At 62.8% G+C, this 14035-nt stretch carries 12 protein-coding genes; 6 read left to right on the top strand and 6 right to left on the bottom strand.

Annotated elements, in window-relative coordinates; translation table 11 throughout:
• From ACWTU9_RS26395 to ACWTU9_RS26370, 6 genes are all read right to left on the bottom strand, one after another.
• On the bottom strand, positions 1–1065 hold the full coding sequence (locus ACWTU9_RS26395) for an ABC transporter permease (RefSeq protein WP_455860875.1): 1065 nt from the start codon (positions 1063–1065) through the stop codon (positions 1–3).
• Positions 1062–2609, bottom strand: a complete 1548-nt coding sequence (locus tag ACWTU9_RS26390; RefSeq protein WP_455860874.1) for a sugar ABC transporter ATP-binding protein — start codon at positions 2607–2609, stop codon at positions 1062–1064. The genes ACWTU9_RS26395 and ACWTU9_RS26390 overlap by 4 nt, the downstream gene beginning before the upstream one ends.
• A complete protein-coding gene (locus tag ACWTU9_RS26385; protein ID WP_455860873.1) occupies positions 2606–3244 on the bottom strand; it encodes a DUF2291 family protein in 639 nt (212 codons plus the stop codon). The genes ACWTU9_RS26390 and ACWTU9_RS26385 overlap by 4 nt, the downstream gene beginning before the upstream one ends.
• 95 nt (positions 3245–3339) lie before the next feature.
• Positions 3340–4281: a substrate-binding domain-containing protein gene (locus tag ACWTU9_RS26380; protein ID WP_454576302.1), complete on the bottom strand. Its 942-nt coding sequence runs from the start codon at positions 4279–4281 to the stop codon at positions 3340–3342.
• Between the two features lie 333 nt (positions 4282–4614).
• The gene (locus ACWTU9_RS26375) at positions 4615–5442 is read right to left on the bottom strand and encodes a phosphogluconate dehydrogenase C-terminal domain-containing protein (RefSeq protein ID WP_455860872.1); all 828 of its coding nucleotides are present in this window, start codon (positions 5440–5442) and stop codon (positions 4615–4617) included.
• Between the two features lie 398 nt (positions 5443–5840).
• Positions 5841–6869 carry a LacI family DNA-binding transcriptional regulator gene (locus ACWTU9_RS26370; protein WP_455860871.1) on the bottom strand — a complete coding sequence of 343 codons (1029 nt, stop codon included), beginning with the start codon at positions 6867–6869 and terminating at the stop codon, positions 5841–5843.
• Between the two features lie 352 nt (positions 6870–7221).
• Between ACWTU9_RS26370 and ACWTU9_RS26365 the strand changes: the two genes are divergently transcribed.
• From ACWTU9_RS26365 to ACWTU9_RS26340, 6 genes are all read left to right on the top strand, one after another.
• Positions 7222–8835, top strand: a complete 1614-nt coding sequence (locus ACWTU9_RS26365; RefSeq protein WP_455860870.1) for an extracellular solute-binding protein — start codon at positions 7222–7224, stop codon at positions 8833–8835.
• A gap of 82 nt (positions 8836–8917) precedes the next feature.
• Positions 8918–9778, top strand: coding sequence for a carbohydrate ABC transporter permease (locus ACWTU9_RS26360; protein WP_455860869.1), 861 nt, complete (start codon positions 8918–8920; stop codon positions 9776–9778).
• Positions 9775–10731 (top strand): carbohydrate ABC transporter permease, encoded by a 957-nt coding sequence (locus ACWTU9_RS26355; RefSeq protein ID WP_455860868.1) that lies wholly within the window; start codon positions 9775–9777, stop codon positions 10729–10731. The genes ACWTU9_RS26360 and ACWTU9_RS26355 overlap by 4 nt, the downstream gene beginning before the upstream one ends.
• Positions 10728–11813, top strand: coding sequence for an ABC transporter ATP-binding protein (locus ACWTU9_RS26350; RefSeq protein WP_455860867.1), 1086 nt, complete (start codon positions 10728–10730; stop codon positions 11811–11813). Before ACWTU9_RS26355 ends, ACWTU9_RS26350 begins: the two co-directional genes overlap by 4 nt.
• Positions 11814–11816: 3 nt before the next feature.
• Positions 11817–12887 carry an ABC transporter ATP-binding protein gene (locus ACWTU9_RS26345; protein ID WP_455860866.1) on the top strand — a complete coding sequence of 357 codons (1071 nt, stop codon included), beginning with the start codon at positions 11817–11819 and terminating at the stop codon, positions 12885–12887.
• A 35-nt stretch (positions 12888–12922) separates the two neighbouring features.
• Complete coding sequence (locus ACWTU9_RS26340) at positions 12923–14008, top strand: Gfo/Idh/MocA family protein (protein ID WP_455860865.1); 1086 nt, start codon at positions 12923–12925, stop codon at positions 14006–14008.
• Positions 14009–14035: the final 27 nt, after the last annotated feature.

The raw sequence follows: 14035 nt of genomic DNA, 5'->3' as shown, positions 1-14035 counted from the left end.
TCAGCCCGCCTTTGCCATCTGCATCAGTGTCACCCGGCTCTGCAGCCGACGCTGCGCTTGGTCGACGACAACGGCGACGATGATGACCAGGCCCTTGATCACCATCTGCCAGAACGAACTCACCCCCATCATCACCAACCCGTCCGAAAGAATGCCGATGACGAAGGCGCCGACGATGGTGCCGCCGATCGTGCCGCGACCGCCCGACATCGAGGTGCCGCCAAGCACGGCCGCTGCGATCGCGTTGAGCTCGAAACTTTCGCCCGTCGCCGGATGCGAGGCCATCAGTTCGGACGAGATGATCAAGCCGACGATCGCCGCGCAGAAACCGGAGAACATATAGACGAACATCTTCACCATGTTGACACGAACGCCCGAAATTCGCGACGCCCGCTCATTGCCGCCGACAGCGAAGATGTGGCGGCCGAGCGGCGTGTATTTGGCGAGATAGGCCGCCGCCAGCGCAACGACGATCAGGATCCAGATCGCCACCGGCAGGCCGAGCAGCCGCCCGGCGCCGAGGAAGCCGAAGCCGGTGGTGCCGAGCTCAGGCTTGCCGACCAGGTTCGGGAAGGTGCGGCCATCCGACGACAGCAGCGCCAGGCCACGCGCGACATAGAGCACGCCAAGCGTGGCGATGAACGGCGCGACATTCAGCCGGGTGATCAGCAATCCGTTGATGGCGCCGATCAGGATGCCGACCGCCAGCGTGATCAGTGTGATCTCGACGACGTTGAAATAGATTGTGTAGCCGATCTGCAGGTCGATGCCGTTGAGCACGAGATAGCCGGCCACCATGCCGCACAGGCCGACGATCGAGCCGACCGACAGGTCGATGCCGCCGGTGATGATGACGAAGGTCATGCCCATGGCCAGGAACGCGTTCAGCGCCACATGTTTCGACATCAGGATCAGATTGGCGGTCGACAGGAAATTCGGCGCCGCGATCGAAAAGAAGATCAGCACAGCGATCAGCGCAATGAAGGTCCTCGCCTTCATCAACGTCAGCAACAGCGAGCCGCTCGGGACGGAGGAGGAGGCCGCCTTGGCCGGGATATCAGTCATGGGCTCTCCGTGTGCGGGGCCGGTCCGTGGCCAAGTGCCGAGGCGGCGACAAGGGCTGCCTCCGTCGCCTCGGCGCGATCGAACATGCCGGTCAGTTTTCCGTTGCTCATCACCGCAATGCGGTCGGACAACGCCATCACCTCGTCGAGGTCGGAGGTGGCGAACAGAATGCCCAGCCCGTCGCGCGACAGTTTGCGCATGGTGCGGAAGACGTCGGCCTTAGCGCCGACATCGATGCCACGGCTCGGCTCATCCATCAGCAGCACCTTGGGGCCGGTGAGCAGCGCCTTGCCGATCACCACCTTTTGCTGGTTGCCGCCGGACAGCGAAGAGACCTCCTGCGCCGGGTCGGCGACCTTGATCGCCAGTTCCTTCACCATCTGCGTCACCGCCTGTCTTTCGGGGCCGCCACGGATGTGGAACAGGCGCACAAACCGCGACAGGCTGGCCAGCGTCAGATTGCTGGCCACCGACAGGATCGACACCAACCCTTCGCGCTGGCGGTCTTCAGGAATCAGCGCCAGCCCGCGCCGAATGCGCCGCGTCGTATCGCGCTCCTTGACATTCTTGCCGGCAATGAAGATCGCTCCGGTGGCCTGGCCATGGCGGCCCATGATGCAGTCGAACAGCTCGCTGCGTCCGGCGCCCATCAGGCCGTATATGCCGAGAATCTCGCCGGCGCGCAGTGACAGCGAGACGTGGTCGACCGCCAGCCCGCCGGTCGCGCGCGGCAGGCAGATGTCTTCGGCGCGGAATATTTCTTCGCCGGGAACATGGCCGTCGGCCTTAGCGAAATCCTTGGCGTCGGAGCCGATCATCTGCCGCACGATCCACCGCGTGTCGACGTTTTTCATTTCTTCCTGGCCGGTGATGTGCCCGTCGCGCAGCACGGTGATGTAGTCGCCGATGCGGATCAGCTCTTCCAGCCGGTGCGAGATATAGACGATGGCCACGCCGCGCGCCTTGAGGTCGGCGATCACCTTGAACAGTATCTCGACTTCCGCAGCACTCAGCGCCGAGGTCGGCTCGTCCATGATCAGGATGCGCGCATCGAGCGAAACCGCCTTGGCGATCTCGACCAGTTGCTGCTGGCCGATGCGCAGATCCTCGACCAGCATGTCGGGCCTTATGCCAGCTTGCAGCCGTTCGAGAAATTGCGCCGCGCGGCGTTCCTGCTCCTTGCGGTCGATCTTGCGGAACCTGTTGGTGATCTCGCGCTTGGCGAAAATGTTTTCGGCGACGGTCAGATTGCCGAACAGGTTCAGCTCCTGGAACACCATGCCGATGCCGCGGTTCACCGCATCTCCCGATGACGAGAAGGAAACCTCCTCCCCTTCCAGAAGGATCCGGCCGAGCGTCGGTTGTTCGACACCGGCGATGATCTTCATCAGCGTCGATTTGCCGGCGCCGTTTTCGCCGACCAGCACATTGACCGCGCCCTTGCGCACCTCGAAATTCGCGCGCTTAACCGCAACGGTGCCGGAATAGACCTTGGAGACGTCTTCCAGCTTCAGGATGACATCGTGAGCGGAGGCGGCACTCATGGTTTCGGCCCGATTTCTGCCTCCGCCGGCGTCACCAGCGGCAGGTCCTGGCCGCTTTCGAGCGTATAGGCGCCGAGAACCTTGGCGGTCCGGCCTTCCAGCGCGTCGTGCGGCAGTTTGGAAAGCACGGTTTTGTCGGCATAGGCGTTGAACGCCTTGCCGAACTGGGCGAAGTCGATCTGATTGGTAAAATCGTTGAACTGGATGAAATCGAGGCTGTCGCGCAGCGCGGTTCCCCGCATCGCGGGTCCGATCTGCACCCGCGCATCGGCCTTGCCGTCGCCATCGACATCGATATCCATCGTCGCCGCGCGCGACGCCGTGTTGGCGGCGATGATCTTGCCCTCGACGCGAACCGCGAAGGTCCATGGCGAATTCGCCTGCTTGTTCGGATTGCCATATTTGGCGCCGGCAGAAGCGGGATCGGTTTTCGCCAGCGCGTGAACCTCGGCAAACGGTCCGGCCTTCCGCTGGAGATAGGGCACGACCTTCGCCGCCCAGATCTCCTCTACCATCTTGTCGGGGTTGAAGGCGTTGCCGCTGTCCCCCGAAGGCGTCGGGAGAATCTTGCAGGCAGTCAGGCTGATTCCGACTGCAACGACAAGGATCGGCCAGTTCGGCTTGTTGTTCAGCATGATGGCCTGTTGTTCAGCATGGCGGTCGGCACCCACGGAAAATGGCGGCGAGGGACGAACCGAGATTCGCCCCTCGCTATTCATGTCACGCCGGCTCAGTTGGTCAGCGCAAAAGTTTCCAGCTTGGGAGCATTGTCGCCATTGACCAGAACGCAGTCCATCAACTGCTTCTCCTTTTCGGGCGACTTCTTGTTCTTGATGAAATCATTGGCCTGCTCGACCGCCATCTGCGCCTGCGCATAAGCCGGCTGCAGGACGGTTGCCTTGATGCCGCCCGCGGTGATCGAATCGCGCACGTCGTTCGATCCGTCGAAGCCGACGACGATGACGTCCTTGCGGTTTGCTGCGACCAGCGCCGCATAGGCGCCCATCGCCATCGTGTCGTTGCCGGAGATGACGCCCTTGATGTCGGGATTGGCCTGCAGGATCGATTCCATCTTGGCGTAGGCCTCGGTCTGGCTCCAGTTGGCCGACTGCTGGGCGACCATCTTCAGATCCGGATAGTCATCGATGACGTCGTGATAACCCTTCGAGCGGATGCCGGCATTGGTGTCGGATTCCTTGCCGACCAATTCGACGAAATTGCCCTTCTCGCCCATCAGCTTGACGAACTCCTGCGCGCCGAGCTGGGCGCCCTGGTAGTTGTTGGAGACGATCTGCGCGACGGCGACGCCGGTGGCATTGATCTCGCGGTCGATCAGGAACGAAGGAACGCCCGCATCCTTGGCCTTCTGCACGGCGGCGACGGTGGCGTCGGCGCCGGCATTGTCGAGAATGATGGCCTTGGCGCCGCGACCGATCGCCGTGTCGATCAGTTCGGACTGCTTGTTGGCATCGTCGTCATGAACGAGCACCAGCGCTTCATAGCCGAGTTCCTTGGCCTTGGCCTCGGCACCGACAGCTTCCGCCTTGAAGAACGGATTGTCGTGCGAGGGCGTGATGATGGCGATGAGGTCGGCCGCATAGGCTGGTGCCGCCGTGCCAAGCGCCAACATGCCGGCAAAAGCCGCAAGTGTCATTCTGCGTGTGAGTTTCATGATGTCCTCCCGTTTGAAAAACTGCCTTGATCAACCAAGGCCATTGTCTGCATTCGAATTCGTCGCGCAGCGCGGGCCACCGAGCGTTTCGGGCTCAAAGGCCGGTTTCCGGCTTCCCCCAAACGATCGTAGGCCCCCGACCATCCCTCCACTCGTCCAGGCTTCGAACTCCCTTCGAAACCTTGTCGATCCGAGCCCATAAACAGCTAAGCCAACTGGTATGATGAGTCAATCACAAATTCAGATGATATGTACCTAATGAGCGTTCTAAGCTAGGCGTCGGCGACGATGCGCCGACGCTTCCAGGCGTTCCGGCAAGTGCTTGGATAGACCTCAGGTGATGCGCTGAATGCTCGCGGCGATCTCTTCCGGCTCGAACACCCGCTTCCAGTCGTCGCGCATCAACACCGGCTTGCCGAACTCGATCGCCTTGTTGCAGGCGTCCGAAAACACGCCCTTGGTTTCGCCGAAAATGACGGCGCCAAGCACGTTCATATGGCCGAGCAGGAAGTCGAGCGCGGCTTGCTTGTCGACGCCGCGCGCCACGACCTCGTCGACGGCTTCCTTCATGACGACAAGCAGCGAGGCGCATACGGTTTCCGAAAGGCCGGGTTCCAGCAACGCCATCTGATCGACAGTGACACGATGCGAGCGCATGACCGGCGCCCAGATGATCTTGGCGATCGCCTCGCCCTTGGCAAAATCCTCTTCCGGTCCCTGCATCAGCGCGCTGACCATATGCTGCTTGGCCTTGACGCCGCCGAAATAGTCCTTCTTCGCCGCCATGTCGGTCTCGTCGTTAAAGATCGGCGGATGGCAGGGATGGGTGACGAAATAAGTCAGGTCCGGCCGCTTCGGCAGATGGCCGGCGAACGGTGCGGCTGCATCCAGCACCACGACCATCGTGCCGGATGCGAGCTTGCTCTCGATGCTGGCCGCCACCTTGCCGATATGCGTATCGGGCACGGCCAGGATCACCACATCGGCCCCGTCGAGCGCTTCATCGGCGCTGACGGCATCGAAGCCCAGGCCCGATTTCAGCCGCTCGCGGCCGGCCTCGCTGACCTCGACATGGCGTATCGTGTAGGGCGATCCGCGAAAATTGGTCGACAGGCGGTAGCCCATTTTCCCGCCGGCACCGAACAGCGCAATCGTTGTCATATATCCGTTACTCCCGATCTCCAACGATGGCCGCGCCGATCGTCAAGTTATCAACTGGTATGATCACTCTACCACATTGCGATGGTTTGACCAGAGCCTTCGCCGCCGTTTCATGCCTTCCGGTCGCCTGATTGCATGGCGGGACAAACGCCAGCACCAATCGGAGCCGAAAAAATCACGGATGCGGGGATCGCGCATACTGCCAACGGCATCACGCTCAAGGGTCAGATCTCCAGCCGACTTTTTGCAGCAACAACGGCACCTATTTTCTAGGATGGGCTGGCCAAGCGCAGAAGGTCATTGTGCAGAACGAATGCCAGGACGTCGTGTTGCGCTGGGTCGCCGGAAAGCACGGTGCTGATCGCGGGATAGACTGCGTCAGGCCGAGCCTTCCAAACTCAAATCTCCGGAATGTTTTCCCGGAAGATCACCTGCAGCCGGGGCTGGTGCAGTTCATAGGGCAGGCCTTTCACCACATGGGTCAGTGTGTTAAGCGCCTCGCGGGCCTCGACGCGTGGGTTCTGGTCGATGACCGCATCGAGCGTGCCGTCGAGCAGAAGGTCCTTGGTGCCGTCCGTCACTTCATGGCCGAGAAAGACGGTCGAAAGTTCGCGGCCGCGCTCCTTCAGCGCGCGGGCAATGCCGGTGTTGCCGGCGCCGACATTGTAGATCGCGGCGAGATCCGGGTGGCGCTCCAGCAAGGCTGATGCTTCCGAATAGGCTTTCTCGCGGTCGTCGAGCATTTCGCGCATTTCGACGATCTGCAGGTTGGGCGATTCCTCCGTCAATATGTGGCGAAACCCCATCTCGCGTTCCTCATGGCCGCGATAGGACAGCGAGCCGGCGAACAGCGCCACCTTGCCTGGTCGCCCTGAGCCCATGAAGCGGTTGAGCAGATAGCCGGCCAGCCGCCCGGCGGCGCGGTTGTCGATGCCGATATAGGCGACTCTCGGCACGTGCTGGATGTCGGAGGCGATGGTGACGACCTTGATGTCGTTGGCCGACAGCGAGCGGATCGCCTCGCGCACCGTTGGATGGTCGAGCGCGATGACGCCGACACCTTGCGTCTGGCCGCGCAAGTCCTGCAGCAGCCGGGCGAGCCGGTCGGGGTTGAAGCCTTCGATGGTGGTGACGTGGACGTCGAGATCCGGTCGCGTCAACGCCTGCGCCTCGATATGCCGGTGCAAAAGCTTGATGAAGGAGTTGGTGCCGGCCGGCAGCGCGAAATCGAGCCTGATCGTCTGCCCTAGCGCGGCGCGCTGCGGGGTGCCGTTCGGTGTTTCGGCGATGTAGCCCAGGCGCTGCGCCATCTCGATGACGATTTCGCGCGTACGCGCCCGTACCCCCGCACGGTTGTTGAGAACACGGTCGACGGTGGCCGGAGAAACACCGGCTTCCCGGGCTATGTCTGTCACGGTTGACCGCACTTTAAGCACCTCATTGCAAGCATCAAAATCACGCAGTCGCCAATCCATTCCGGGAAACCGCTCAGCCGCAGCAGCGATTCTGATGTGAAATGATGTAACCGGCCTTGCCCCGCGCGCAAGCCGGCGCGTTACACAAGGCAGGCAAGGTTCGAAAAAATCGGCCGGGCCGTGGCAAAAGTCCCTCAAATCCAAGCAATGGGTGCGACGTGGCAAGCTCGGCGGACTGCATTCTCTCCCTCATTTGCGATCTTCTGACGTGTTTTGATTATTTATGATGTTGACAGGCTTCATGCACTGTCGTCAATATCCCTCACGTGGGCCATGGAGGAACAGGCCCCGAGGGAGGAATTCGATGTCTCAATTGATCCGCATGTCGCGGCGCCGCATGCTGGCGTCCGGAGGAAAGGCCGCGGTGTTCGTCGCCGCGACCGGTATCGCCCCGCAATTCATTCGTCCCGGCCGCGCCTTTGCGGCTGACGCCCTGGCGCCGGGCATGATCGGCGGGCCGACCGGCTTCGACGGCGCCGAGCGCTACCAGTACGGGCCCGATACACCGGAAGGCCGCGCCATCGAGGCGGCCAAGGCGCTGAAGGGCGCCGGCAAGGCACCGGCCAAGATCGTGCTTGGCCTGTCGGATGGCTCGATCGGCCAGTTGACGCAGCCGTTCCCGGCCGGCGCGCCGTCGATCAAGGACCTTTGGGAAAAGGAAACCGGCATTCCGATCGAAATCGTCGGCCTGCCGAACGGCCAGGAATTCACCAAGACGATGCAGGATATCTCCACCAAGGGTGGGGCCTACGACATCTATTCGACGGAGTGGAACCGCCTCGGCGACCTCGCCGAAACCGGCGGCATCGCCAAGCTCGACGACTTCGTCGCGCAGTACAAGCCGGAGTGGGACGATGCCAAGACCGGCTATGTCGATGGCGCCAAGGGCGTGTCGCTGCTCAACAAATATCGCGGCGCGACCTATGGCGTGTCGCTGGACGGCGATTTCCAGACTTGGGTCTACCGCACCGATCTGTTCGGCGACGAAGCCGAGAAGAAGGCGTTCAAGGACAAATACGGCTACGATCTGGCGCCGCCGAAAACCTGGAAGCAGCACGGCGACATCGCCGCCTTCTTCCAGCGCCCTGACAAGGGCCTGTTCGGCTCGACCGACCTGCGCAACCAGGGCTGGGGCTACACCAACTGGTATCAGCGCTATGTCTCGATGGCCTCGCCCAACCAGTTCCTGTTCGGCGATGACGGCAAGCCACTGATCAACTCGGAACAGGGTATCGCGGCCACCAATGAATACATCGCCTCGCTGGCGCATCATTCGCCGGACGCGATCTCGTGGGGCTGGCCGGAACAATACGGCAATTTCGCCAAGGGCGGGGCGGCGATGACCTGCGCCTTCTCCAACCTGCCGAAATTCCTCGACAATGCCGGCAACAAGGACTCGCAGGTCACCGGCAAGATCGGCTCGATGCTGCCGCCCGGCCGTGAGATCGACGGCAAGCTGATCAGCCGTTCGGTGCTCTGGTTCTCGCTGACCGGCATGGTCTCATCGCAGTCGAAGAACCAGGAGGTCGCATATCTCCTGCTGCAATGGTTGGGCTCCGCGAGGATCTACGCCTGGATGACCGCCAATCCGGGCGGGTATTTTGACCCGTTCCGGCTGTCGGACTTCTCCGATCCGCTGGTTCGCCAGACCTATCACGCCTACCACATGGACGTGGTGCGCGAGACGGTCGCCCGGACCGTGCCGACCATCAACTATCCCGGCGCCACCGCCTTCCACAATGCGCTGGACGAAAACCTGATGGCATCGCTGACCAAGGCCAAGACCGCAGAGCAGGCAATGGCCGACACCGAGAGCGAGTGGAAGAAGATCGCCCGCCGCATCGGCGAGGACAAGCTGCTCGAGGCCATCAAGACCAACAAGGAGGCCTGGCCGACCGTTCTCGATCCGATCAGCTGATCCTCCTTCCGGGATCGCGATGGAGGGGAGGGGCTTGTCGCTCCTCCCCTCCGCTAAACGACGCCACCAGCAAAGCAGCCAGATGAAGCGTTCCATTCCCTTCGAGATATTCCGCTATGCCGCGATCGTCGCGGCGATGGCGGTGACGTTGATCCCGATCCTGTGGATGGTGTCGATGGCCTTCAAGCCGATCGCCGAATGGTCGGCCACCGGCGCCGAGCTGACATGGTGGCCGAAAAACCCGACGCTCAGCAATTTCCGTTTCGTCTTCGGCGAGTCCACCAACAATCTTATCGTCGCGCTCGACCGCAACGCGCTGAAGCCGATCCTGTCGTCGTTGCTTTCGGCGGTGTTCGGAACTCTGATCGCCATGTCGGCGGGCACTGCGGCGGCCTACGGCCTGTCGCGTTTCGGTTCCGGCCAGAACCTGCCGCTGGCGCTGATCCAGCTGAGGCTGTTTCCGCCGATGGCGGTCATGATCCCGGTGATGATCATGTGGGCCTTCCTCAAACTCAACGACACGTGGTGGGGGCTGGCGCTGATCTACGGCATCGTCACGCTGCCCTTCGCCTTCTGGCTGATGAAGACCTTCTTCGACGACATGGCGCGCGAGATCGAAGAGGCGGCACTTGTCGAGGGCTGCTCGCGGCTGCGGGTCTTTACCCGCATCACGCTGCCGATGATGCGCGCGCCGCTGGCGAGCGCGGCGCTCTTCGTCTTCATCCTCAACTGGTCGGACTACCTGATCGCGCTGCTGCTCACGACGCGCGAATGGGTGACGATCCCGGTCTACATGGCGTCGCTTTCGTCCTCGATGACCGGGCAGCTCTACGGCGCCAAGGCGGCCCTCGGCCTGATCGCTGCGGTGCCGCCGGTGATCATGGGCGTCGCCATCCAACGCCACCTGGTGCGCGGGCTGACCTTCGGAGCGCTCAAGCAATGAGCGCGGTGACGGCGACGATTTCGGAGGGCGAGATGGCCGCGCGGACAAGGCCCGCCACGCCAGACGAGGGAGCGCGGCTGGGCTTCCGGCTCACCGTGCCGGCGCAGATCCTGGTGCTGTTCATCTCGGCCTTCCCGCTTTTGATGCAGCTCTACATCAGCATCACCGACTGGTCGCCGCTATCGGGCATCGGCTGGTGGAACGCCTGGCAGATGTGGAACAGTTTTGCCAACTACACCGACCTCGCGGCAGACACCCGCTTCTGGAGCGCGCTGCAGCGCACTGCGATCGTCATGCTGGTCTGCGTGCCCGCGGAGTTTCTGCTCGGTCTGGCGCTGGCAACGCTGTTCGCGGACGATTTTCCCGGCAAGCGCATCTTCTATTCGATCCTGCTGATGCCGATGATGGTCGTGCCCGCAGTCGCCGGCTACATGTTCTTCATGCTGTTCCAGTCTGGCGGCCCGGTGAACGACATCCTGTCGCGGATCGTCGGCACGCCCGTCACCATCGCCTGGCTTTCCGATCCGACGCTGGCGCTGATCGCCGTGATGATTGCCGACATCTGGCAGTGGACGCCGCTGATGTTCCTGATCCTGCTTGCCGGCCTCGTCGGCGTGCCGGAGGACCAGATGAAGGCCGCGACGCTGCTCGGCGCCAATGCCTGGCAGCGTTTCACCACCATCGTGCTTCCGAAGATGAAGACGATCATTATCATCGCGCTGGCGATCCGCGTGATCGAGAATTTCAAGATTTTCGACACGCTCTACATCATGACCGGCGGCGGCCCCGGCGTCGCCACCGAGACGATCTCCGTCTACATCTACAAGGTCACCACGCAGGACCTGATCTGGGGCTATGTGGCGGCCATCGCTCTCGCCATCCTGGTCGTGCTGTCGATCGTCGCGGTCTACGCCATGAAGCGCATGGCGAAGGCCCGGGAGGCGCTGGCATGAGCGCCATTCATCTGCAGGATCTGGTCAAGAGATTCGGCGACTTCACCGCGTTGAAGACGATGGATCTCGAAATCGCCGATGGCGAGTTCATGGCGCTGCTCGGGCCCTCGGGCTGCGGCAAGTCGACAACGATGAACATGATCGCCGGCATGGAGGAGCCGACCAGCGGCAAGATCCTGTTCGGCGAGCGCGACATGGCCGGCGTGCCGATGGGGCGGCGTGGCGTCGGCTTCGTCTTCCAGAACTACGCCATCTTTACCCATATGAGCGTGCGGCAGAACTTGGCTTACGGGCCGAAGATGCGCGGCGCCGGCAAAGCCGAAATCGACCGCCGTGTCGGCGCGATCGCCGAGATGCTGCAGCTTTCGCCGCTGCTCGACCGCAAGGCGGAACGGCTCTCGGTCAACATCCTGCAGCGTGTGGCGATCGGCCGTTCGGCGATCATGGAGCCGGCGATCTTCCTGCTCGACGAGCCGCTGTCCAATGTCGACGCTGCCTTCCGCGCGGTGATGCGCACCGAGCTTAAGCAACTGCAGCGCCAGTTCAGGCAGACCATGGTCTATGTCACGCATGACCAACTCGAAGCCATGACCATGGCGGATCGCATCGCGGTGATGGATCATGGCGTGCTGCAGCAGGTCGGCACGCCGCTCGAGGTCTACAACAATCCGGCCAATGTCTTCGTCGCCCGCTTCATCGGTGCGCCAGGCATGAACCTGCTCAAGGGCAGGCCGGCCGAAAGCGATCGCGGGCTGGTGGTCGATCTGGGACTGCTCGGCGTGACGCTACCGTTGCCGGACGAACTCGCTTCGGCTGTGAGAACGGTGCGCGGCGACGTGCTCTACGGGTTCCGGCCCGAACAGGTGGGGCTTGCCGAACGCGGGCTGTCGATGCCGGTGAGCTTCGTCGAACGGATCGGCGCGCGCACCATCGTCCATCTCGGCGAAGGCGAGTGCGCGGTGAAAGCGGTGTTCGAGAATGATGTCGGGCTGTCCGTCGGGCAGAACGCGATCGTCGCACCGCCAGCTTTGTCGGTGCGCGTCTTCGACGCCGCCACCGGCGTCGCAGTGAAGGCGGGCTGAGACATGGCCGATATCGTTTTTCGCAACGTCACCAAGCGCTACGGCAAAACTTTTGCCGTCGACGATGCTTCCTTCACCGTCAACGACAACGAGTTCTTCTGCTTCTTCGGCCCGCCGCTGTCCGGCAAGTCGACGATCCTGCGCCTGGTGCTCGGATTGGAAGTGCCGGATCAAGGCGAGATCCTGATCGGCGGCAAGCCGGTCAACAGCGTCTCGCCAGCGGAGCGCAACGTCGCCATGGTGTTCCAGAACCTGGCGCTGTTCCCGCATATGAGCGCGCTCGACAATGTCCGTTTCCCGCTGGTCGAGCGGAAGGTTGCTGACGTCGAGATCAAGAGACGTGTCGCCGACGTCGCGGCCAAGCTCCATATCGGCCACATCCTTCACAAGCCGCCGGCGCAGCTTTCGGGCGGCGAGCGGCAGCGCGTTGCGATCGCGCGTGCCCTGGTGCGCGACCCGGCCGCCTATCTGATGGACGATCCGATCTCGGCGCTCGATGCCAGGCTGCGCGAGGAGACGCGCGTCGAGCTGAAGCGCATTCAGCGCGATCTCGGCAAGACGCTGATCTACGTCACGCATGACCAGGAGGAGGCGATGTCGGTCGCCGACCGCATCGCCATCCTGGAGAACGGCAAGATCCGGCAGATCGGCGCGCCTGCCGAAATTTACGATCGCCCCGCGAGCACCTATGTGGCGCGCATGCTCGGGTCGCCGATGATGAACATCCTGCCCTCGGTGCGCGGCGCGGGTGGCGTCGAGGCAGCGGAAGGGGCAATCCGCATCGCTGACGACAAGGTACCCGCGGAAGCGATCGAGATCGGGCTCAGGCCGGAAGACATAAAGGTCCGGCCCTTGAGCGATAAGGAGATGGCGGAAGGGGGCAAGGGCCGCCCGGCGCGGGTGTTCGAGGTCGAGCCGCTCGGCGGCTACACCGTGGTGACTATAGAAGCCGGGCAGGCGCGGCTCAGGGCACTGTTGCGCGGCCAGCCTGACATCAGGCCGGATGCGATGGTGGCGATATCCTGCGAGCCGGCTCGCGTGCATTATTTCGGTCAGGACGGAGGCGCGTTGTGACGGCGGCCGCAAGGACAGAATTTCGGGAGGAAGAAATGGCAGGAGAAGGCTTCGAGCCGGATGTCAAGGTTCGCACCAAGGAATACCGGATCGGCTGCGTCGGCGCCGGCATGATCATGGCCGAGTGCCATCTCGCCGCCTACAAGGAAGCCGGCTTTCCGGCGGTGGCGATCGCCTCGCGCACCAAGGCAAATGCGCAGAAGGTCGCTAGCCGCTGGGGCATTGCGACGGTGCACGATAGGCCGGAACAGCTGATCGAGGATCCAAATGTCGAGATCATCGACCTGGCCTTTCCGCCAGACCAGCAGCCGGCGCTGATCCGCCATGCGCTGAAGCAGAAGCATATCAAGGCGATCCTGGCGCAGAAGCCGCTGGCGTTGTCAGTCGAGGAAGCCGTCAAGCTGCGCGATGAGGCGGCCAAATCGGGCAAGATCCTCTCGGTCAACCAGAACATGCGCTACGACCAGTCGATGCGCGTGCTGAAGCAGATCATCGGCAGCGGCGCGCTCGGCGACATCGTCTTCGCGCAGATCGACATGCATGCGATCCCGCACTGGCAGACCTTCCTTCAGGGTTACGACCGGCTGACGCTCGCCAATATGAGCGTGCATCATCTCGACGTGCTGCGCTTCCTGTTCGGCGACCCGGATGAGATCACCACGCTGACGCGCAAGGACCCGCGTACCCAGTTCGACCATTCCGACGGCATCACCGTCTCGACGCTGCGCTTCCCGTCGGGCGTGCTCGCCGTCTCGCTGGAGGACGTCTGGTCCGGCCCGCGCCAGGAAGGCTATCGCGACGACCAGCACATCAACTGGCGCGTCAACGGGACCAAGGGCGTCGCCAAGGGCACGATCGGCTGGCCGACGGGTGCCGCCTCGACGCTGACCTACGCCTCGGCCGAGACGACCGGCGGCGAATGGGTGAGTCCGAGCTGGGAGACGATGTGGTTCCCGCATGCCTTCATCGGCGTTATGGAGCAGCTCCAGCACGCGGTGAAGACAGGCACGCCGCCGGCGCTTTCCGTCGCCGACAACGTCAAGACCATGGCGCTGGTCGAGGCAGGCTACCGCTCGATGGCGGCGGGCCGCACGGTCAAGCTTTCCGAAATCGCTATCTGATCACCGCAACCGAAACACCAGACAACT

It is taken from the genome of Mesorhizobium sp. 128a (assembly GCF_053848025.1).
The sequence above is the reverse complement of the archived record's forward strand: the minus strand, read 5'-3'. Positions and strand labels throughout refer to the sequence as shown.